The sequence below is a fragment of the Streptomyces sp. NPDC005820 genome (assembly GCF_040630255.1).
In the GTDB taxonomy this organism is placed as follows: Bacteria; Actinomycetota; Actinomycetes; order Streptomycetales; family Streptomycetaceae; genus Streptomyces.
In genome coordinates, this window is the sequence record NZ_JBEXXE010000003.1 from 37,864 (window position 1) to 59,002 (window position 21,139).

The 21,139-nt window shown below is 70.5% G+C and carries 15 protein-coding genes; 11 read left to right on the forward strand and 4 right to left on the reverse strand.

Annotation, left to right across the window (positions count from 1 at the left end; genetic code table 11):
* Window positions 1-192 precede the first annotated feature (192 nt).
* From ABZ464_RS04365 to ABZ464_RS04385, 5 genes are read left to right on the forward strand one after another with little or no spacing between them, the layout of a single operon-like run.
* Entirely contained in the window at window positions 193-1,662 is a 1,470-nt protein-coding gene (locus ABZ464_RS04365) for a hypothetical protein (protein ID WP_359270758.1), read from the forward strand.
* A complete protein-coding gene (locus ABZ464_RS04370; protein ID WP_359270760.1) occupies window positions 1,659-2,162 on the forward strand; it encodes a hypothetical protein in 504 nt (167 codons plus the stop codon). Before ABZ464_RS04365 ends, ABZ464_RS04370 begins: the two co-directional genes overlap by 4 nt.
* Before the next feature lie 33 nt (window positions 2,163-2,195).
* Window positions 2,196-2,864: a VWA domain-containing protein gene (locus ABZ464_RS04375; RefSeq protein ID WP_359270762.1), complete on the forward strand. Its 669-nt coding sequence runs from the start codon at window positions 2,196-2,198 to the stop codon at window positions 2,862-2,864.
* The gene (locus ABZ464_RS04380) at window positions 2,861-4,009 is read left to right on the forward strand and encodes a protein phosphatase 2C domain-containing protein (RefSeq protein WP_359270764.1); all 1,149 of its coding nucleotides are present in this window, start codon (window positions 2,861-2,863) and stop codon (window positions 4,007-4,009) included. Before ABZ464_RS04375 ends, ABZ464_RS04380 begins: the two co-directional genes overlap by 4 nt.
* A complete protein-coding gene (locus ABZ464_RS04385; RefSeq protein WP_359270767.1) occupies window positions 4,006-4,959 on the forward strand; it encodes a hypothetical protein in 954 nt (317 codons plus the stop codon). The genes ABZ464_RS04380 and ABZ464_RS04385 overlap by 4 nt, the downstream gene beginning before the upstream one ends.
* 31 nt (window positions 4,960-4,990) lie before the next feature.
* Here ABZ464_RS04385 and ABZ464_RS04390 read toward each other — a convergent pair whose 3' ends face one another.
* Both ABZ464_RS04390 and ABZ464_RS04395 read right to left on the reverse strand, forming a co-directional pair.
* The gene (locus tag ABZ464_RS04390) at window positions 4,991-5,473 is read right to left on the reverse strand and encodes a hypothetical protein (protein ID WP_359270770.1); all 483 of its coding nucleotides are present in this window, start codon (window positions 5,471-5,473) and stop codon (window positions 4,991-4,993) included.
* Window positions 5,474-5,522: 49 nt separating this feature from the next.
* Window positions 5,523-7,199: a DUF262 domain-containing protein gene (locus ABZ464_RS04395; protein WP_359270772.1), complete on the reverse strand. Its 1,677-nt coding sequence runs from the start codon at window positions 7,197-7,199 to the stop codon at window positions 5,523-5,525.
* A gap of 251 nt (window positions 7,200-7,450) precedes the next feature.
* On the opposite strand from ABZ464_RS04395, the gene ABZ464_RS04400 reads away from it, so the two are divergent.
* Both ABZ464_RS04400 and ABZ464_RS04405 read left to right on the forward strand, forming a co-directional pair.
* Entirely contained in the window at window positions 7,451-9,922 is a 2,472-nt protein-coding gene (locus ABZ464_RS04400) for an AAA family ATPase (RefSeq protein ID WP_359270775.1), read from the forward strand.
* Window positions 9,919-10,329 carry a hypothetical protein gene (locus ABZ464_RS04405; RefSeq protein WP_359270778.1) on the forward strand — a complete coding sequence of 137 codons (411 nt, stop codon included), beginning with the start codon at window positions 9,919-9,921 and terminating at the stop codon, window positions 10,327-10,329. Before ABZ464_RS04400 ends, ABZ464_RS04405 begins: the two co-directional genes overlap by 4 nt.
* 107 nt (window positions 10,330-10,436) lie before the next feature.
* On the opposite strand, the gene ABZ464_RS04410 is transcribed toward ABZ464_RS04405, so the two are convergent.
* Entirely contained in the window at window positions 10,437-11,081 is a 645-nt protein-coding gene (locus ABZ464_RS04410) for a hypothetical protein (RefSeq protein ID WP_359270780.1), read from the reverse strand.
* Window positions 11,082-11,366: 285 nt separating this feature from the next.
* Here ABZ464_RS04410 and ABZ464_RS04415 point away from each other — a divergent pair, with 285 nt between their 5' ends.
* Genes ABZ464_RS04415 through ABZ464_RS04425 form a run of 3 tightly spaced genes read left to right on the forward strand, consistent with a single transcriptional unit; the run spans window position 11,367 to window position 16,559 of the window.
* On the forward strand, window positions 11,367-13,175 hold the full coding sequence (locus ABZ464_RS04415) for a DUF4357 domain-containing protein (protein WP_359270782.1): 1,809 nt from the start codon (window positions 11,367-11,369) through the stop codon (window positions 13,173-13,175).
* Window positions 13,172-14,383, forward strand: coding sequence for a restriction endonuclease (locus ABZ464_RS04420; protein ID WP_359270785.1), 1,212 nt, complete (start codon window positions 13,172-13,174; stop codon window positions 14,381-14,383). Before ABZ464_RS04415 ends, ABZ464_RS04420 begins: the two co-directional genes overlap by 4 nt.
* 40 nt (window positions 14,384-14,423) lie before the next feature.
* Window positions 14,424-16,559, forward strand: coding sequence for a UvrD-helicase domain-containing protein (locus ABZ464_RS04425; protein WP_359270788.1), 2,136 nt, complete (start codon window positions 14,424-14,426; stop codon window positions 16,557-16,559).
* Window positions 16,560-16,589: 30 nt separating this feature from the next.
* On the opposite strand, the gene ABZ464_RS04430 is transcribed toward ABZ464_RS04425, so the two are convergent.
* Window positions 16,590-18,281, reverse strand: coding sequence for an N-6 DNA methylase (locus ABZ464_RS04430; RefSeq protein WP_359270790.1), 1,692 nt, complete (start codon window positions 18,279-18,281; stop codon window positions 16,590-16,592).
* 935 nt (window positions 18,282-19,216) lie between these two features.
* Here ABZ464_RS04430 and ABZ464_RS04435 point away from each other — a divergent pair.
* Entirely contained in the window at window positions 19,217-21,082 is a 1,866-nt protein-coding gene (locus ABZ464_RS04435) for a coagulation factor 5/8 type domain-containing protein (RefSeq protein ID WP_359270792.1), read from the forward strand.
* The last annotated feature ends 57 nt before the right edge of the window (window positions 21,083-21,139 follow it).

The window sequence follows — 21,139 nt, forward strand, 5'->3', positions numbered from 1 at the left end:
GCATGACCGCTTCGCGCCATGCCGTCCACCGATGAGATCGTCGTCTATTATGGCGCGACTGGTGAAGAAGATGTGAAAGTCTGCGCCAGTTAAGTTCTGCGCGGCAGGGGGCATGCGCCGCTGGTCCCAGCCCAACCGTCGCCGCGCATTGAAGTGCAAAAACGTCCCGGCGTACACCGGGCAGGGGTGGGAATGTTCGCGGGGATACAACTCGACAAAGGGGTGACGGCACGTCACCTCGAGGACCTGGCGCAGGATCCTGCGCTCGCACCGCGCGCCGAGGAACTGCGCGCACTGGCACAGGCACTCGGCTCCACCGACACGGAAGCCCTCGACGCCTGGGCCGATCTCGACCTGATGGGGCACTTCGCCCGGCCCGAGAGTGTCGCCGAGCCCGTGGCCGAAGGCCGGGGCGCACGGTTCGACTCGGTGCTGGACTGGGTTCTCGGGGCCCTGGTCTTCCTGCCGCTGCTCTTCACCTGGTTCGGCCTGTGGCAGGCGTCGAGCGCGTACGGGGCGCTGACCGGTGACGACCCGAAGGCCGCGGGCCGGCCGTTCCTCCAGCTCTGGCAGTCCGGGTTCGACGGACACCTGGGCGGGATCTTCCGCTTCGGGCACGTCGCCGTGGGCGGGTGCCTGACCCTGGCGATGCTGTTCGTGCTCACCGCGGTGCACGGCTACCGGCGTACCGTCGCCGAACGCCGTGAGGAGGAGGCACGCGGGCGTACCCGTGCGGCTCTCGCCCGTCTGGCCCCAGTCCTCACCCGGGCACAGCTCTCGCTCAACGCCCACCGGTTCGCGTCCCCGCAGCGCTTCGCGGCGGAGCTGAACTCCGCGGCGGGGCGGCTCCAGCGTATGCAGACCAAGGCGATCGCCACGCAGGAGGAACTCACCCGGGCCGCCCAGGTGGTCGGTGAGGCCATGGACAAGGCTGAGCAGCGTCTCGCCCAGGCCGAGTCGTACGTGCGGCCGATCGAGCAGGTGGTGCTGCGGATCGAGGAGACCGTGCGCGACAGCGGGACGGCCATCCAGTCCGCCGTACAGGGCTTGGACGATCCGGTGACACAGGCGGGGCGGCGGCTGGCCGACGCCGTCAGCGGACAGACCGGTGTGCTCGACAAGGCGCTGGAGGAGCTGCGGACGGCCGGGGACGGGATGCGCGATCTCCTCGCCCGGACCGCGGACCGGCTGGAGACCGCGGTCGGCGCCAACGGCAGCAGCGTCCACAAGGCGCTGTCGGACGCGGCGCAGCAGGTCGAGGACTCCCTGACCGTGCTGGCGGCCTCGCAGCGCGGGTTCACCACCGGCGTCGAGGTCGTCGCGGACGTCAACGGCCGGCTGCTCCACGACCTCGGCGCGGTCGCCGACCGTACCGGTGAGGCCGCGGACGTCTCGCGCGAGGCCCTGCTCGGCATCGAGGCCCGCAGCCTCGCGCTCCACGAAGCCGCCGACCGCTTCACCGGCGTCACCGACGCCCTGGTACAGGCCCTGCGCGAGACGGAGACCGCCCGCGCCGAGACCGAGGCGGCGCGGGTCGAGGCAGAGACGGCACGCGCTGAGGCGGAGGCGGCGCGGGCCGGGGCCGAGGCGGCCCAGAAGCGGGCCGAGGACGAGCTACGGCAGGCGAAGGAGCTGCGGGCCGGGATCGGATCCGCGCGGTGAGCCCGTCGAGAAGAGGGTTCCGTTTCACGCCGCTGCATCTCGCCGGATGGCTCTTCGCCGACATGCTGCTCGTGCTCGCCCTCGTCTCCATGGGGGACCGGGGCGATCCGCTGGCCGCACAGGCCGCCACCCGTCCTTCCCCGTCCGCCTCGGCAGCCGACGCCGAGCCGTCGCCCGAACCGAGTCCGACTCCGCAGGGTCCCCGGTCGGTGGAACGCAAGCCGGTGAAGGTCCATGTGACGGCGGCGGTCGGTGACACGGCGCGGATGGTGAAGCAACTCCGTGCCGCCACCGCCCGCTACGAGGGCCGCGCCGCCGCCTTCGTCCTGACCTTCGGCCAGGCCGTCGAACCCAGTGACGGCCAGGCTTACGCCCGCGAGATCAACAAGTCTCTGCGCAAGGCGCGACCGGACATGTTCACCGACGCGACGACGCGGGACTTCTGGAACGGCGGTTCCGCGGGCGCGGCCGATCTGGAGATCTACTTCTACACCCGTTGACGGCTGCGCCGTCTCCTACGCTCAGGAGAGCTCATGCAGATCCTGCCCTTCTACATGGTGTGCGACGAGTCCGGTTCCATGGCCGGACCCGACGGCGTGGACACCATCAACGCGGCGTTGCCCGACCTCCACCACGAGATCAGCACCAATCCGAGCGTCGCGGACAAGACCCGCTTCGCGCTGGTCGGTTTCTCCACCCAGGCTTCCCTGTTGCAGCCGCTCGCCGACCTCAGCGAGCTGACGCAGCTGCCGTCGCTTTCGGCCGGCGGGGTGACCTCCTTCGGCGCCGCGTTCCGTCTGCTGAAGGACACCATCGACAAGGACGTCGCGGCCCTCAAGTCGGAGGGCCACGACGTCTACCGGCCGGTGGTGTTCTTCCTCTCCGACGGCATCCCCACGGACGACGACTGGCGTACCGCGCTCAAGGAGTTGAAGGAGTTCCGTTACGCGCCGAAGATCATCGCGTTCGGAATCGGCGACGCCGACGCAGCGATCATCTCCGAAGTGGCCAACTTCAAGGCGTTCATGCAGCAGGACCAGACGGTCACCCCCGCCGTCGCGCTCCGCGAGTTCGCCTCGAGTCTCACCCGGTCCATCGTCAATTCGGCGACCAGCATGGACTCCCAGGGCGGCGAGGGATTCCAGCTCGACGTCCAGGACCACGTGCCCGGCTTCACCCGCGTCTCCCTGGACAAGCTGTGAGCGGCCCGGCGTACGACGGAGGATTCCGCGACGCGCACGACGATCGGGGGCACACGGCCGCGGCCGTCGATCCCGACGGCCTCGACGCCCACATCGCCGGCCTGCCGTACGGGGTCATGGCGCGTGAGACCATCACCCGGGTCCCGGAGGCCCCCGTGCCGCCGGCGCCACCGGCCCCTCCGACGCCCGAGGGCCCCCAGCCGTACGCGGAGCCCGAGGCGGAGCCCCTGCGGGGGGTGCCGGCACACGTCGGCAACCGCCCTCCCAGCTATCCGCCCCACCCCCTGGGACGCCCCTCCGTGCGGGACACGGAGGACGCGTTGGCCGCCTTCTCCCCCGTGGTCCTGCTGGACGGGGCCCATATCGGGCGGTTGACCGTGCGGGCCGCCTCCGTGCGGGGCGACTCCCACAACTGGGAGGGCAGCTGCCGCCAGGACGCCATGACCGTGACGCGGATCGGCCCGCCGGAGGCGGAGATGCTCCTGCTGGCGGTCGCCGACGGGGTGGGCTCCGCGGTGTACTCGCACGTGGGCTCGTACGAGTTGTCCCGCCGGGCAGCCGTCTTCCTGGACCGGGAGGCGGAGAGCATCCACGCGGCGGTGTGCGCTCGCGACGAGAACGAACTCCGCGTCCTGGCCACCAAGGCGGTCGCCGGCGCAGCCGCCGAACTGCGCGCCGCATGGGCCCAGGCCGCGCAGCACAGGCCCCGCCCCTACGCCGACCAGGACTACGCCACCACCTTGCACGTCCTGCTGATCCCCACGGACCCCGGTATCCGCGACCGTGTCCTGTGCAGCGTCGGCGACGGCGGTCTGTTCGTGCTGCGCGAGGGCGGCTGGGAACACGGGGACCCGGACGACGGCGCGGGACTGCTCGACACCCGCACCGAGGCGCTCCCGCACGCCTACCGCAGCGTCAAGGCCACCCTGGTGCGCACCATGCCGGGCGAGGTCCTTCTGCTGGGCACCGACGGCATCACCAACCCTCTCACCCAGAAGGACCCGGAGTTCGCACGCCGCCTCGCCGAAGCGTGGGGCGGACCCGAGGTCCCTTCCCTCTCCGACTTCCTGTGGCAGGCGCAGACGCGGGCGAAGTCCTACGACGACGACCGGACCGTCATCTGCGTGTGGGAGGAGCGGGCATGAGCGCGGAGGACGGCGCCGATGTCCTTCTCTCGTCGCTCACCATGGGCGAGCAGGCCGGCAGTGGCGGCCAGGGCGATGTGTACGCCGTCGGCGACGGGGCGCTGCTCTACAAGCAGTACAAGGTCCCGGCCAAGGTCAACGGCGGTGCGCTCGCGGACCTGGTCGCGTTCCGGCAGGGGCTCGGCCAGGCCGACCGGACCCGCCTGGACGCCCTCGCCGCCTGGCCGTTGTGCCGTGTGGTCGAGGGCGGCCGGGCGCTCGGTTTCCTCATGCGGCGTGCCCCGTCCCCCATGACGTGGCGCACCGCGACCGGGGCGACGAAGCTCCTTGAGCTGCAGTACCTGATCAGGCCGCCGAAGGTGGCCTGGCAGGAGGTGTCGCAGCCGACTCCCGAGCAGCGCAGGGTGCTCGCGCTGGCCTGCGTCGAAGCCATCGGCTGGTTCCACGACGCCGGACTGGTGATCGGGGACATCTCGCAGGCCAACGTCCTGTGGTCCCTCACGCCCGACCCCGCCGTCCACTTCCTGGACTGTGACGGCTTCCGCCGGGTGGGGCGGGACGCCGTCCAGGCCCAGGCCGCCACTCCCGACTGGAACGACCCGCTCGCCCCGTCCACCGAGGCGAGCGTCGACACCGACGCGTACAAGACCGCCCTGACCGCCGGGCGCATCCTCGCGCGGGAGCCGTACCTCAGGCCGGTCCAGGCGTTGCGCCCCGTCGTCGGCTGTCTCAACGAGCGTCAGGCCGCGGCGGCGGAAAGGCTCTTCGCTCAGGCCGCCGGCGAGCGTGGAACCCGGCCCCGCCCGGCCGAGTGGCATACAGCGCTGAGCGACCGCGGCACGATCACCCTCACCGCGGCGACACCCCGGCCTCGTCCGTCCGTCGATCACACGGTCCTGGACGGGGTGCGCAACCGGACACCGATCGACTTGAGGGCACCACGCCAGTAGACGGGGATCCGGCGCTGAGCGGCCCCGGATCCTACCGATACCCCTCGACAGCCTCCTCGTACGGCAGCAACCAGGGCTCCAGCTCGGCCCGCACCACATCCGCGTCACCCGGCGGCAGGGTCAGCGACGCCCGCCGCATCCGTACGCTCCACGTGGCCGGATCGGGGAACACGGCCAGCCACGGCACCAGGTCACGCAGCACCAGCCCCTCCCGGAACCGCGCCAGAGCCGACACCTCCAGTCGACAGCCCTCCGTGAAGCTGCGCTCCCCGAAGACCACCGGGTCCTCCAGTACCCGTACCGGACTCGCCACGCGCGCCCTGGCGATCACGCGGCCAAGGTCGCGGGTCGGATTCCGGAAGCAGCCACGCGTCGTGTAGACGAAGATCTCGTCGCCCTCCTCCAGCGCCTGGGCCGCCTGGGAGCGCCCCGCCGGGAACGCCATGCGCTGCTCGGTCACCACCCAGCTCAGCGCGGCACGGTCACCGATGATCAGCAGGTGCGCGGAGGACATGCGGGGCACGCTAGCAGGGGATGTCCCCCTCCCCTGCGCAGGCTGCAGGTCACAAGCTCCACGCCCCGGCGAGCAGGCCTACGAGATGCCGTTGCTGTGCCTCCAGCACCTCCGGAGTCCAGTCGTCGTGCCGGAGCACCTGGCTGGTCAGAGCGAACGGGACGGAACCGCTGCTGCCGGTGAAGTACTTGGCCTTCTTCGTGGCGAAGTCGTAGTTCTGGGCGACGGAGTTCTTCACCCGGTTGAGCAGGACCAGATTGCCGAGCCGATGGGTCCAGTGCGCGCGCTGGTCCTCGTCGAACAGGTCGGTCCACCGGGAGCCGGGATCCGGATTCTGCGGGAGCACGTGCTCGACGGTGATGAGCGGCAGGTCGTACGTCACACCGTGGGCCTCGGAGAGCAGTTCGTCGACGCGGAGCAGCACATACTTGCGGATCTTGGCGACGAGGTACAGCTCGCCCTCGAGCCGGGCTCGGGTGTCGGCCCTCTCGGCGTCGGTGAGCGCGAGCGCCGGGGAGTCCAGGCCGAGGCCCTGGTCCAACTGGCGGAGGAGCTCAGCGAAACGGGTCACGCGCGGTGTGGTGTAGACGCGCCGGATGAACATACTGGCGGACAGACGCTCCAGGGCACCGAGGAAGCGGTCGAGCCAGACCGGGTCGTGTTCGTGGTTGTGCAGGGCCCACAGCGCGGCCGGCCTCCAGTCGTTGTTGTCGGTCTGCCGGAGGCGCTTGAACCAGGCGTTGACCTTCTCCGAGCCGGACGACGCCTCGTACCGCGCGTCGCGAATCTGCGCATAGGCTTCGGCGTACGGGACGATGACGTCGTTGACGAAGGTCTCGGCCTTGTCCGGCAGGTAGTGGCTGAGCACCTGCGCGGGGAACTCCTTGAGCAGTTTCCCCTCCGCCCGCTTCTTCTCGTAGATCATCCGCAGATGGAGGAAGAGGTCGGCGAAGTCGTCCCTGCCCAGAGCCTCTTCGGCGTCCTCCCACTTGCGGGCGCAGTCCTCCGAGTCCTGCGGGACCTTGATCGCCCCGATGACCGTCGACTTGAAGATGTCGGTGGGCGAAAGGTCGAGGCCGCGGGAGTTCATGACACTGAAGATCCGGTGCGCGCTCTCCAGGTCCGGAGTGGCCACCACGACCAGGAAGGTCCGTTCACCGAGCATCCGGACCAGGGCGAGCCGACGGTCCTCCGGCCAGCGGACCAGTTCGGCGCGCAGGGCCATGGCGTTGTCCAGGACAGCCTGCTGCGCGTCGGTCGGCAGGGTCGCCCTGTCGAGACCGAGCAGCTTCTCCAGGGCTCCGCTGGTCTGGACGTGCTTGCGGAAGAAGTCGGCGTCGCGCTGGCGGGGCGTCAGCCTCGGCTGGGGCTTGCGCCCGAGAATCGGGTCACCGGGCTGGTTGACCAGCTTGTGCAGGGCCTGCTTCAGCTCGGGGGCTTCCGTCAGGTCACGCAGGACGGACAGGAGGATGGTCAGGGTGGTGAGGCGCTGCTGGCCGTCGATGACGTCAGCCCTTGGCTTGCCGCTCTCCTTGACGAGGACCAGCGAACCCAGGAAGTACGGCTCTTCGGTGCCGCGCTCCAGCGCCTCCGTCAGGTCCGTGAGAAGTTGGACCGCCTGTTCCGGCTCCCAGGCGTACGGACGCTGGTAGTTCGGGATCCGGAAGTCGTAGTCGCTGCTGAACACCTTGTACAGGGGCATCTCGTGTGCCTCGAGCTTCTGCATGCGCCCCATCATGGCGGCCCCCTCTGACAGCCCGACATCCGCTTGCCCTGAGCCATCCCATGTCAGTGCCCCACCCGGCAGGGACGCGTCGGCACGCTCCCGACAAAGACCACTCCGAGCCATGTACACAAGTTCGAGGAGGTGAAATCTGTTGACGACGCTAACAGGCGATACTCATACTCGGAGCGAAAACACCCCGGCCTGCCCGTCGCGCCGGCACCTCCCGGCTCGCCCTGCCCGAGGACTCGACCATGACAGACCAGCCACACGTTTCCCCCGATACGTCCCACCCCTCGGCCTCACTGCCGGCCGCCGACGCCCCCTCCTCCCTCCGTGAGCTCCTCCTCAACCGTCTCGGCTCCTCCGGCCTCGCCCCGGAACCGCGGGCGCTCCTGCGCGAGTTGCTCCCCGACGAGCAGGCCATGCGCGGCGGAGGACGGGCCGGGCCCGTCGTCCAGCTGCGGTCCATCACCGCGGCCGGCTGGCGGGGCATCGGCCCGCGGACCACCCTCGCACTCCCGCCGGGCCCCGGCCTGGTCGTCGTCGCGGGCCCCAACGGCTCCGGCAAGTCGAGCTTCGCCGAGGCCGCCGAAACCGCGCTCACGGGGCGAAACTCCCGCTGGGAAGGGAAGCGGGCCACCGACTGGCAGAAGGGGTGGCGCAACCTGCACAGCCCCGACATCACTCCCGAGGTCTCGGTCGAGCTGTCCGTCGGGGAAGGCGGCGAAGCGGTCACCGTGCGACGAACCTGGTACGGGGCCAAGGTCGGCGAGGCCCGTACCCGGGTGGAGAGAGCGGACGGTACCGAGCGGAAGCTCGAGGAGGTCGTCGACCCCGAGGCGCTGGACCTGGCCCGGCCCTTCCTGCCGTACAGCGAACTGGGTTCGATGATCAACGGCACGCTCGGCGGACTGCACGACGCCTTCTTCAAGCTCCTCGGCCTCGAACTGCTCGCCGAGTTCGACGCGCAGGTGAAGGACGTCGTGGGCGCCTGCGACCAGGCGGTCAAGGACGGGGACGCGCTCACCGCGAAACTGCTCGACGAACTGACCGCGCTGGACGACCCCAGGGCTCGCGAGGCCGCCCAGGCGCTCTCGGGTCCCAGGCCCGATCCCGCTCGGGTGCGGGCGCTGCTGGAGAGCCGTTCCCCGGCGGCCGAGGTCGAGCTGACGCGGCTGCGGCGGTACGCGAGCCTCGCCGGGCCGGACCTGGAGGAGGTCGGCGGCGCCGTGACCCGGCTACGGGAGGCCGACGCCGACGCCGAGGAGGCCCGGTACGGCAGTGCGGAGGACTCCCGCCGCCTGGCAGGGCTGCTGGAGTCGGCCCTGGACCACCGGCGCCGTTCCCAGGGCACGGACTGCCCGGTCTGCGGCAGTGAGAACCGGCTCGACCAGGCGTGGGCCGAGCGGGCGCGGGCCGAGGTGGAGCGGCTCCGGACGGAGGCCGTCGGTGCCGAGGCCGCCCGGCAGGCGGTGGCGACCTCGCGGCGCGCCGTCCACGACCTCGTACAGCCGGTTCCGGTGTGGCTGCGCGGAGAGACGTCCGCGCTCGTCACGGTCTGGCAGGAATGGACCCAGTGCCGCGACATCACCCACCCGCAGGAGCTCGCGGAGCGTGCCGAGCGCGCCGCGGCCGTCCTGGACGACGCCTGCCGTCAGATCCGGGAGGAGTCCGCCCGGCGTCTCGCCGACCACGACGAGGCCTGGCAGCCCGCAGCCGTCCGGCTCGCCGAGTGGCTGGGTGTGGCGGAGGCGGCAGACACCGCGCGGAACCGTCGCCAGCATGCCCGTAAGGCCCGTACCTGGCTGCGGCCGATCATCGACGAGCTGCGGGACGAGCGGCTGCGGCCCTTCGCCCGGCAGTCGCAGGACGTGTGGCGGAAACTGTGCGAGCACAGCAGCGTCAACCTCGGGTCCGTCACCCTGGAGGGCACCCCGGGCCGCGGCCGGGTCAAACTGGACGTCTCCGTGGACGACATGGAGGCGCCCGCCTACAGCGTGATGAGCCAGGGGGAGCTGCACTCCCTCGCACTCTCCCTGTTCCTGCCGCGCGCCACCCACGCGGCGAGCCCCTTCGGCTTCCTCGTCATCGACGACCCCGTGCAGTCCATGGATCCCGAGAAGGTCGAAGGGCTGGCCCGGGTCCTCGACACCTTCGCCCGGGACCGGCAGGTCGTCGTCTTCACCCACGACACCCGCCTCGCCCAGGCCGTCGAGCACCTCGGCATCGAGGCGACCGTCCTGCAGGTCACGCGGCAGGCCGACTCGGTGGTGGGCGTCGAGACCGTCAACGACGCGGTGGAGCAGGCGCTCACGGAGGCGCGGGCCGTGTCCTTGGACCCCGGGCTGCCGCAGGACGTGGCCGATCACGTACTGCCCGCCCTGTGCCGTAGGGCCGTCGAGGCCGCCTGCATCGAGGTGGCGCGGCGCGAGTTGCGCGACGAGCACGGGCTCGGGCTGGCGGCTGTGGAGGCGCGGGTCGGCCGCCTGGACCGCACGAAGACGTACATCGCTCTCGCCCTGCTCGGAGACGAGCGTCAGCACGCCCGTGAGGCGGTCGAGGTGATCTGTCCCGGCGGATGGGCGCTGATCACCGCGTTCAACGCCGGATCGCACACTCCGCTGCCGACTGTCGACGACCGCAAGGACCTCGTACGCCGGACCACGGCTCTCGTGAGGGCGATCCGCGGTACCCGGGGCCGGTCCGCCGGAGGTGCCCGGTGACCGTGTCCCCCGAGTCCCTCGTCTCCAACGCCGGGCGTCTCCTGCAGCCCGTGCCGGGGGACGCGGCCACCCTGTCGCCCGGTCTGCGGGCCCGTGCCGCCGCCGTGCTGCTCCGTATGGCACTCGACGAGGCCCTCGACGCCTACTGGCTGCGGATCACCCCGTCGATGACCCGGATCGGCAGGCACCGGATGGTGTGCCTGGAGTGGTACGCGGGACGGGACACCGCCCGCAGATGCCGCGCCGTCTGGTCGGCGCTCAGCGCGGCCTGCCACCACCGCACCGGTGACCTGCCGCCGTCCCCGGCCGAGATCCGCACCCGCCTGCACGAGGTCACCGCTCTCCTGGCGGCCCTGAGGGCCGGGCAGCCGACGACGGCGCCGTTCACGCCCACGACGGGCATCTGAGGACGCGCCCCGACTCTGTCTCAGCCCCCTGTCACCGCCCCGGACTCGGGAGGAATCATCCCTTGCGCACCCGCCGTCACCGCACGGTCGTCACCCGCGGACCTGAACTAGCCCACGTCCCGGCGGCGCTCCTCCAGGCACTGCTTCCACAGCCGCACCGCCCGGCGAGCCTCGTCCATGGCATCTTCTGCGAACCGTTCATCGGCGAAGCCGGTTGCGGCTGCGGACCGGACGACCTCCACCACGTGATCGGATGCGGTCCTGATCCGCTCTCGATGGGCACGTTCCAACTCCGGCGCGAGCTGGGCTCCGCGGTCGGCGATCGCGATGAGGTCCTCGAAGTCGCCCTCACGGTACGCCGACGGCAAGGGTGGCAGACCGCTCTCAGTCAGGTGCACGACCCTTCGTCGGCCCGCCTCCACGTTCATGTCACGGCCCAGGACGTGACTCAACAAGCGGAAATCGGCCATCGCCCGCCGTACGTCTCCGGCTGCCTCCTCAAGTGCGCCCAGCTCGGCGTTGACACGCTCCGCGTCCTCGACGGCAAGCAGTTCCCGCAGGCGGACGGCGGCTGTCTGCCCCCGGGCGGCAGCTGTGTTGATCATTGCTTCGCAGGTGTCCAACTCGGCGAAGGCCCTCTCGGCGGTCCGTACGGACGCGAGCAGCAGGCCCGCCATGTCCGACTCGAACCGCCCCACCGCGGCTCCGAGTTCCGCTGCGGACATCGGCACCGCGGCCAACAAGGCTTCCATGCGGTGTCCGTGCACCGGTTCTCCACTCGCCAAGGCGCCCCCACCCCTCGATTCACCGGCATCGCCGAGCGGCCGGAAATGTGCGCGCCGTGAACCCAACGTGGCACGTGCATCACAGAATACGCACGTGATCACACACAAATCCGGGTTCGCGTTCGGCTCCCCCTCGAAGTCGTCTTCCGTGCCCCGACCACGGATTGGAAGAATGTCGACCAGCGCGGAGCAACCCGTAAGGTGCTGGTGAAAACGCCATCCAATGGGAGAAAAGACAGGGTGAGGCAATCGATGGCCGAGGAGTACCCAGAGTTCTTTCTCCGGCTTCCCAACGGCGGGCCGGAGGCCCGCGGACGACTGCTGACCGAGAAGGGGACGAACGGAAGTCAGAAGTTCGTCGTCCTGGCCGGATCCCCCGGCCGGGCCGAGGTGGTGCCCTCGTTCCCCATCCGCATGCCGTCGTCGTTCCGGCTGAGAGAGCGCCTGATCGACGAGGGTGTCCTCACCGCTTCACCCACCTGGCCCGGGTGGCTGGAGACGACGCGGGACGTCGAGTGCAACTCGCCGTCGGCCGCCGCCGAGATCCTCGTCGGGCGCAGCGCCAACGGCTGGCTGGAGTGGAAGACCGCCGACGGCCACCCGCTCTCCGACTACCTCGACCAGGTGTGGTGGGGGCCCAACCGGGCCTGGCTGGTGCGCGGCTCCAACGTCGCCGGCCTCGACCTCGTGCAGCGTCTGTGGCTGGCAGACGGGCTGGTCACCCTTCGGGCCCGGCATCTGCGACAGGGCGTCGAGCAGGGCATCAGCAAGGACCGGCTGCGAGCCGCCGTCGAGGAGGACTACGCCTCCACCGCGACGTACAACCAGAAGGTCCAGCTGGTCGAGGAACTGCACATGTTCCTGTCCCGGATGAGGCCCGGGGACACCATGTGCACGATCTCGGGCGGCCGGCTCCACGTCGGCAAGATCACGGGGGACGCCGAGCAGCTGGCCTCCGAGGACGGCCGGTCCGACCTGCGCCGGCCCGTGGACTGGGCGGACCAGGGACACGCGTACGAGGACCTGCCCGAGGCGCTCCAGCAGAAGCTCTCCGCACAGCATGACGTCGTCGACCTCACCGCGGTGAAGGATCTGATCGACGGCCTGGGGATCAGCGACGAGGATCTCCTCGAGGAGGCCGAAGCCTCCGATCGTGACCCGAGCGTGGAAATCCCCGCTCTCGCCGCCCGCCGCGAGCTCGAACTCCCCGAGCCGACGGACGAGCTGGCCGGCGAGTTGCTCGTGCACGACACCGGCTGGCTGTGCGAGGTGCGCGATCTTCTCTGGGACGAGCGGCAGCTGGTGCTGTACGGCCCTCCCGGCACCGGCAAGACCTACCTCGCCCTGAAGCTCGCCGAGTTCCTCGGCGGTGGGCCCGAGCAGGTCAAGCTCGTGCAGTTTCATCCCTCGTACGCGTACGAGGACTTCTTCGAGGGCTTCCGGCCGCAGGAGGACCCCCAGACACGCGAGGTCGCCTTCCGGCTCACCGCCGGGCCCTTGCGGGAACTCGCCGATCTCGCCTCCCGGGAGGGCAACCGGCACATCCCGCACTTCCTGATCATCGACGAGATCAACCGCGCCAACCTGGCGAAGGTCTTCGGCGAGCTGTACTTCCTCCTGGAGTACCGCAACAAGTCGGTCCGGCTGACGTACTCCGGCGACGACTTCGCGCTGCCGCCCAACCTCTTCGTGATCGGCACCATGAACACCGCCGACCGCTCCATCGCCCTCGTCGACGCGGCGATGCGGCGCCGGTTCGCGTTCGTGGAGCTGTCCCCGCGCACCGAGCCGACGAGCGGACTGCTGCGCCGCTGGCTCGCCCGCGAGGGTCACGACGCCGAACCGGCCGATCTGCTGGATGTGCTGAACTCCCGCATCGACGACGCCGACTTCCGCATCGGCCCCTCCTATCTGATGAAGAAGGGTGTCTTCCGGGACGGCGGCCTGGAGCGGACCTGGCGCACCAAGATCCTTCCGCTGCTGGAGGAGCACCACTACGGAGAAGGCGTGGACATCGAGAAGCGGTACGGGCTGGCCGCTCTGCGGGAGTCCCTGGGGTGACGCGGCTCGTCGAGCTCGTGGAACACGCGCCGGCAGTCGGTGTCGCCCTGCCGGACGGGGTCGGGCGGGCGCTCGCAGCCGGGGACATCGTGGAAGCCGTTCCCGATCCGTACGCGCCCGGACGCTGGTCACTGCGAGCCGGCAGCAAGGTCGGCGCAGTGACGGTCACCGCGCCCGGCGCCGAGGAACCGGTAACCGTCCGTGTCGTGCCCAAGGTTCCCATCGCCCGGCTGTTCTTCCTCCTCGGCTACAGCCTCGATCCGAAGGGCGGCTGGCGCGACGGTGACGTCCCGGTCGCCGGGCACCACGACCTGCTGCCCGCGCTCGCCCATGTCCTGGAACGCCAGGTGGACCGGGCCCTTCGGCAGGGGCTCCTCCAGGGATATCGAACGACCGAGGAGACCTCGTTCGTCGTGCGCGGCCGCATCCGGGAGGCCGATCAGACACGGCGGCGGTTCGGCGCGACGCTGCCGGTCGAGGTGGCGTACGACGAGTTCACGACCGACATCGCGGAGAATCGCATCCTGCGCACGGCCGTCGAGCGCCTGCTGCGGCTGCCCGGAGTGCCGCGCGAGGTTCGTCGCAGGCTGCTCCACCAGCGGGCCCGGCTGGCCGACGTCACGGTGATCGTGCGCGGCCGGCCACTGCCTCCGTGGCACCCGACCCGCCTCAACGCCCGCTACCACCACGCGCTCCACCTCGCCCGGACCGTGCTGGAGGACGCCTCCGTCGAGCACGCGCCCGGCGGTCTGCGTATCGACGGATTCCTGTTCGACATGAACAAGCTCTTCGAGGACTTCGTGACGGTGGCGGTGCGGGAGACCTGCCGCGCGTCGGGGCTCTCCGCGCGGCTCCAGGACCCGCACCACCTCGATGAGGCCTCGGCGATCCGCATGAAGCCCGACCTCGTGCTGTACGGGCCGGACGGACTCCCGTGCGCGGTGGCGGACGCCAAGTACAAGGCACAGAAGCGGAACGCGTTCCCGGACGCCGACCTCTATCAGATGCTCGCCTACTGCACCGCGCTCGGCCTGCCCGAAGGACACCTGGTGTACGCGAAGGGAAACGCCCCGCACGCGGCCCACCGGGTACGGCACGCCGGGATTCTCATCCATCAACACGCCCTCGACCTCGACCAGGAGCCCGCCGGGCTGCTCGCGGACATCGACGAGGTCGCCCGGCTGCTGGTGAACACCCCGCGCGTATGATCGACTGCGGAGTGTCCGTCCAGGGTGGGGAGTGCACCTCGTGCCACAGCTCGCGTTCGCCAACAGTTTCTGGGAGAGCTTCGACGTCCTGGAGAAGCCCGTCAAGGCCGGCGTGCGCAAGGCGATGCAGAAGTTCCAGCAGCTCACCGTGCCCGAGCTGCACGCGGACAAGGGACTGCACCTGGAGTCCGTGGAGAACGCGCGCGATCCCCGCATGCGGACCATCCGCATCAACGACTTCTGGCGGGGCGTGGTTCTCGCCCCCGACGACGGCAGTGATGTGTTCCTGCTCGTCAACGTGGTCCGGCACGACGACGCCTACACCTGGGCGGCCAAGCGGCTGTACACGACGAACTCCGCGACCCGGGGGCTCGAGGTCCGCAATGTCGTCGCCATCGAGCAGCTGACCCCCGCCCTGGAGAAAGCCGCCGCGGCCGCCGGCTCCCTGCTGTTCGCGAAGTACTCGGACACCGTGCTGCGCCACCTCGGCATCGACGACCAGGTCCTCAAGGCCGTACGGACCATCGTCGACAAGGCGCAGTTGCAGGCGTTCGAGACGCTGCTGCCGGAAGACCAGTGCGAGGTTCTGCAGTACCTCGCCGAGAACTTCAGCCCGGACGACGTGTACCGGGACGTGGTCGCCGTCCGCCGTCCCCTCGACGCGGGACCCGATCCGGACGAGAGCCTGGCCGTCGTCATCGCCAACACCAAGAGCCGTATCACCCTGGTCACCGGGCCGGAGGAGCTCGCCGACATCCTGGAGAAGCCGTTCGCGGCGTGGCGCGTGTTCCTGCACCCCTCGCAGCGCCGTGTCGCCTACCGGGTGTCGTACGGCGGTCCCGTCCAGGTCACCGGCGGCCCCGGCACCGGCAAGACGGTTGCCGCGCTGCATCGCGTCAGGCATCTCCTCGCCCGCTCGCCCGACACCCGCGTCCTGCTCACCACCTACACGAACGCGCTGGCCGCGTCACTGCGGCAGAACCTCGCTTTCCTCCTCGACCACGATCCCGCCCAGCTCGACCGCGTCGACATCACCACGGTCAACGCCTACGCCCACGGCATCGTGAGCCGCCTCGACGGCAGGTCCCCCTCCCCCATCGGTGACCGGGACGAGCGTCTGCTGTGGCAGCGCGTGGCCAGAAAGCTCGGGCTCCCGTGGACGGAGCAGTTCCTGGCGCAGGAGTACCGGCACGTCGTCCTGGCCCAGGACCTGCGCACCCTGGACGACTACCGCACCGCCGTCCGCCGCGGCCGCGGAAGCGCCCTGTCGTCTGCGCGACGCGAACAGCTGTGGCCTGCCGTGGAGCTGTTCGACTCGATGCTGCGCGATCAGAAGGTCACGACGCACTTGAAGGTGTGCGCCCGCGCGGCAGAGCTCCTGGCGGCCTCCGCACCCACCCATGACCATGTGGTGGTCGACGAGGCACAGGACCTGCATCCGGCGCAGTGGCGGGCCCTGCGGGGCGCGGTCGCGCCTGGCAGCGACGACCTCTTCATCACGGGCGATCCTCACCAGCGGATCTACGACGCGAAGGTCTCGCTCGGCTCGCTGGGCATACCGGTGAGCGGGCGCACGCATCGCCTGCGCATCAACTACCGCAGCACGGAGGAGATCCTCACCTGGGCCACCGGCATCCTCAGCCCGGTGTCCGTCGACGACCTGGGCGGCGAGGGAAGCGACACGCTGGCCGGATACCGCTCGCTGCTGCACGGCCGCAGGCCGCACACGGAGGGCCACGGCACCGAGCAGGCGGAGGTCACGGCGCTCGTCGAGCGCGTCGAGGACTGGATCGCGCAGGGCATCCGGCCGTCGGAGATCGGCGTGTGTACACGCTTCAACGTGCTGCTGGACAAGGTGTACGACAAGCTCGGTGCCGCGAACATTCCGGTGGTCCGGGTCCGGGACACCCCGGGGCCGGACGTGGACGGGGTGCGCCTCGCCACCCTGCACGCCATGAAGGGGCTGGAGTTCCGCTGCGTGGCCGTGGCGGGCGTGACCGCGGGCGCGGTGCCGTTCACCCGCGAGGTGACACCGCCGTCCGTGGACGCGCTGCAGCACGACTCGGACCTGCTGCGGGAGCGGTGCCTGCTGTTCGTGGCGTGTACGCGGGCGAGGGAGGCCCTGACCGTGTCGTGGAGCGGGACGGCCAGCCCGTTCCTGCCTCCCCGTGGGTGACGGGCCGGCCGCGTGCGGTCCGATGGAAGGTCACTCTTCGGGCGCGAGGGCTCCATTGCCCAGGCCGTCCCTGGCCAGTGCGGTCGCCTGCCTGCCCAGCTCGGCCACCCGCCGGCTCCGCTCCTCGAGCTCCTGGAGAGCCCGGAACGCCGCCCCGTAGCGGCGCTGCTCGGCAATGTCCATCTGCGGGATGCGGGCGCCCTTGCCGTCGAGGCGGAAGGTGCCGCTGGCGCTGGTGGACCGCCGGGTGTTGGCCGTGCTGCGCAGAAAGCCCTGGAGGAAGTCGGTGTCGAGCTGATCGCTGACGGAGACGGGCTGCGGCTCACCGTACTCGACGAGTCCGGCGCGTACGAGGTCGGCGACGCCGATGGAGGGGCCGTCCAGCGCACCGGGTCCCGCACCGGAGATCAGTTCCGGGAGCAAGGAAACCAGCGATCGCACCTGTTCCGTCAGTTCCCGCCGTAGTGCCTGGTACTCGGTCACGTAATCCCGGTGGGAGTCCTCGACATGCCGTCCGGGTGTGAGGTCCACGATGTCATCGAGCAGATCGATGAGGGGTACGTCAGCCGTCTGGTCGGGCCGGGGATCCAGGGATCCGTCCGGTTCGTTCGCCGTCAGGTCGACCATACGCACGCTGGTGGCCGCGTCACCGAGAGACAGCGGACGACGCAACTGCCAGAGATGCACGGGGAGGGCGTGTGAGGCCGCCGAGCCGGGCGGGAGGGAGACGATCCGGGTGAGGATGCCGCGCCGTACGAGTTCCGCGCGAATACGGCGGCCCGCCTTGCGGTAGGCCACGGACGCGTGCATGACCATGAGGACGCGCCCGCCGGGCGCTGTGTGTGCGTAGGCGTTCTGCAGCCAGGCGAGTTCGCCCTCCGCGCGGGAGGGCGTGCCGAGTTCCCAGCGCGGGTCGAGGAGGAGATCCTCCCGCCCCCAGTCGGCGTCACCGACCGGGGGATCGCAGATCACGAGATCGGCTTTGAGGTCCGCGAACCGGTCGTCCCGGAGCGCATCGCCAGTGACGATGTCCACGCCCTCGTATCCGGTCAGCTCGGCGCGCAGGCGTGCGAAGCGGGCGCTTCGGGCGTCGATCTCCTGACCGTATCTCGAGGGCCCTCGCTCGGGGCCGACGGCCAGAAGGAGCGTACCGATCCCGCAAGCGGGGTCGAAGACGGTCGCGCCTGGTGCGACATCACCGGCGAAGTGCCGTACGGCACGGATGATCCGTGGCGATGTGACCTGGTCGGAACCCGCCCGGCGCACGGACTCGGTGAAGCGGTCGGCGAGGTCGCCGACGAGTTCGCCGGGAGAGCCGTCTCCGACGAGACGGCGCACCAGGCGAACGCCGTCCGGCGGAAGCCCACTCCGTGACTTCCCCGCAGGGTCGGTGAGGAACTGTGCGACATCCGCCAGGCCACTGATCAGATCGTCGCCGTAGGCGCCGCGCAAGGCCTGCCAGAGTTGGACCTCCTCCGACACGTCCTGGCCCTTGCGCTGTCTGTCAAGCCACGCCTGGACCTCGGCGAGATCGAACTGGGGACTGTTCGCACCGCCGGCGACGGGCACGGGAAAATCGTCGTACCGCCGCCTCCAGTTGGAGACGGCGGCACGGGTGACGCCCGCGATCCGGGCGATCTCGGAGCCGGTGACCAGCGGCGCGGCCGAGCCAGCGGAAGTCTCTGACACATGGCCCACCGTACACAGAAACGACGCACCCATCAACGAAGAGAATTGTTGACGATGTTAACAACGGCATCCGCGCCGACGGACGTGCGCCGTGCCGCCCCCGCGCCCCGGCTCCAGCGGGCCTGCCGTCTCCTCGTACGGCTCGCGTGGTAGGACCGTCCACAGGCTGGCCGTCACCATCAGGCATGTCCCACGAGGGAGAGCGCCTGCGGCAGGCCGCGGCCGTGGCACGGGTCCTGTCTGAAGATCGCGGCCGCGATGCCGATCGGCTGGGGCGGGGCGACGGGAACATCGGTGAACGCGACGGTGAAGTAGCTGTCGAGGCCGGACCAAGCTGATCCGGCGGATAAGGCCAGGGCGCGAGGCAAGACGCCCTGGCCTCGCCGACCCGCGCCTTCTGCCGGGTGGATGCCGTGATGGCCCGACGCGGGTGGTGACCACGCTCCGGCGGCCGCATCGGCGAACGGCTCTTCGGAGGCGTACCGACCGCGGTCTCGCATTCACGGCCACGCCCATCGAACCGACCTGGGTGCCCGTGGCGGGGGCCCGACTACAGAGGGACGGATGCGCCTTCGTAGGTGTCCTCGCTCACGCCCCGGGACTCAAAGGTTGGCCGAGGCGGACCGCCGAGGAAGCACTCCACATTGCCGGCAGTCGACTGATTTCCGGCGCAGGCGACGATCCGCTCAGGCACTGCCCATGTTCAGGCCATCCGATCCTCGCCCCGAAGCCGCCGCCATGGTGATCCCGCTGGGCGAGCCGTTCGACCGCCGCCGTCCGCCGACGCACCCCGCTCGGAGAGCTCGCGCACCACCACTTGACTTACATGTTCGGGCAGTTGAAGCATTCAGCGACGAGAGAGCGCTCTCAACAGCGTGCACGTTCACTTCCTGAACCCGCCGTCTCCGTCCCGTGTGTCAGCCGTTCGCCACGAGCCGCCCGAGCCGCACCACCGAGGAGAGCCGCCCATGCCCCACACTCCGGAGCAGTCCCCCGAGCAAGCCGCAAGGCAGTCCCCCGGGCAGTCCACCGGGCAACCTGCCGCCCCGCGCCGCAGGGCCGTCCTCGCGGCGGCCGCCGCGGCCGCGCCCGCCCTCGCCGGGGTGTCGGCGGCACCGGCCGCGGCCACTCCACATGCCCCACATGCCCCGCGTGCCCCGCGTGCCCCGCGCACCCGCCTCCTGCCGGGAGGTGGCGATCTCGGCCCGAACGTCCTCGTCCTCGACCCGTCCACCCCGGACATCCAGGCCCGCCTCGACGAGGTGTTCCGGAAGCAGGAGTCCGCCCAATTCGGCACCGGCCGCTACGCGTTGCTGTTCAAGCCCGGCACGTACCACGGCCTCAACGCCCAACTCGGCTTCTACACCTCGATCGCCGGCCTCGGGCTCTCCCCCGACGACACGACCATCAACGGGGACGTGACGGTCGACGCGGGCTGGTTCGGCGGCAACGCCACGCAGAACTTCTGGCGTTCGGCCGAGAACCTCGCACTCGTCCCCGCGAACGGCACCAACCGATGGGCCGTCGCCCAGGCGGCCCCCTTCCGCCGCATGCACGTCCACGGCGGCCTCAACCTCGCGCCCACCGGCTACGGTTGGGCCAGCGGCGGCTACATCGCCGACAGCCGTATCGAGGGCCAGATCGGACCGTACTCGCAACAGCAGTGGTACACCCGGGACAGCGCGATCGGCAGCTGGCTCAACGGCGTCTGGAACATGGTCTTCTCCGGCGTCGAGGGCGCCCCCGCCCAGAGCTTCCCCGACCCGCCCTACACCACGCTCGAGACGACCCCCGTCTCCCGCGAGAAGCCGTTCCCGTACGTCGACGGCGGCGGCGGCGCCTTCCGGGTGTTCCTGCCCGCCAAGCGGACCGACGCGCGCGGGGTCAGCTGGGGCAACGGCACCCCGCGCGGCACCTCCCTGCCCTTGTCCCGGTTCTACGTGGCCCGGCCCGGCGTCACCGCGGCGACCCTCAACCGGGCCCTCGCGCAGGGCCTCCACCTGCTGCTCACCCCGGGCATCTACCACCTCGACCGGCCGATACGCGTCGACCGCGCCGACACCGTCGTCCTTGGCCTGGGGTACGCCACCCTCATACCGGACAACGGCGTCACCGCGCTGAAGGTCGCCGACGTCGACGGGGTCCGCCTCGCGGGATTCCTGGTGGACGCCGGTCCGGTCAACTCGCCCACCCTGCTGGAGATCGGGCCGCGCGGCGCCTGTCTCGACCACTCCGCCAACCCCACCACCGTCCAGGACGTGTTCGTCCGGATCGGCGGCGCGGGCGCCGGCCGGGCCACCACCGGCATGGTCGTCAACAACCGGCACACCATCGTCGACCACACCTGGGTCTGGCGTGCCGACCACGGCGACGGCGTCGGCTGGGAGACCAACCGCGCCGACTACGGCGTCGTCGTCAACGGCCACGACGTGCTCGCCACCGGACTGTTCGTGGAGCACTTCAACAAGTACGACGTGCAGTGGTACGGCCAGCGCGGCCGCACCATCTTCTTCCAGAACGAGAAGGCCTACGACGCCCCGAACCAGGCCGCCGTCCAGAACGGCCCGCTCAAGGGCTACGCCGCCTACAAGGTCGGCGACGACGTCACCACGCACGAGGCCTGGGGCCTGGGAAGCTACTGCTACTACAACGTCGACCCGACGATCGTGCAGCACCACGGCTTCGCCGCCCCGAACACCCCGGGCGTGAAGTTCCACGACCTGCTGGTGATCTCCCTCGGCGGCAACGGCCAGTACGAGGCGGTCATCAACGACACCGGGGCGCCCACGTCGGGGTCGTCGACCGTGCCGTCGACGGTCGTGTCGTATCCCTGAGCAGGTGTCTCGGAGGCAGTATCCGAGACGCTGCATACAGCGGACGATATCCAGGAT

What these genes read in the sequence shown, in the direction of transcription:
- ABZ464_RS04395 (WP_359270772.1), bottom strand. Translation starts at nt 7,199, where the DNA reads ATGCAGAAGCTCGAGGCACACGAGATGCCCCTGTACAAGGTGTTCAGC.
- ABZ464_RS04415 (WP_359270782.1), top strand. Translation starts at nt 11,367, where the DNA reads ATGGCCGAGGAGTACCCAGAGTTCTTTCTCCGGCTTCCCAACGGCGGG.
- ABZ464_RS04390 (WP_359270770.1), bottom strand. Translation starts at nt 5,473, where the DNA reads ATGTCCTCCGCGCACCTGCTGATCATCGGTGACCGTGCCGCGCTGAGC.
- ABZ464_RS04430 (WP_359270790.1), bottom strand. Translation starts at nt 18,281, where the DNA reads ATGGGTGCGTCGTTTCTGTGTACGGTGGGCCATGTGTCAGAGACTTCC.
- ABZ464_RS04435 (WP_359270792.1), top strand. Translation starts at nt 19,217, where the DNA reads ATGCCCCACACTCCGGAGCAGTCCCCCGAGCAAGCCGCAAGGCAGTCC.
- ABZ464_RS04375 (WP_359270762.1), top strand. Translation starts at nt 2,196, where the DNA reads ATGCAGATCCTGCCCTTCTACATGGTGTGCGACGAGTCCGGTTCCATG.
- ABZ464_RS04385 (WP_359270767.1), top strand. Translation starts at nt 4,006, where the DNA reads ATGAGCGCGGAGGACGGCGCCGATGTCCTTCTCTCGTCGCTCACCATG.
- ABZ464_RS04400 (WP_359270775.1), top strand. Translation starts at nt 7,451, where the DNA reads ATGACAGACCAGCCACACGTTTCCCCCGATACGTCCCACCCCTCGGCC.
- ABZ464_RS04410 (WP_359270780.1), bottom strand. Translation starts at nt 11,081, where the DNA reads ATGGAAGCCTTGTTGGCCGCGGTGCCGATGTCCGCAGCGGAACTCGGA.
- ABZ464_RS04365 (WP_359270758.1), top strand. Translation starts at nt 193, where the DNA reads ATGTTCGCGGGGATACAACTCGACAAAGGGGTGACGGCACGTCACCTC.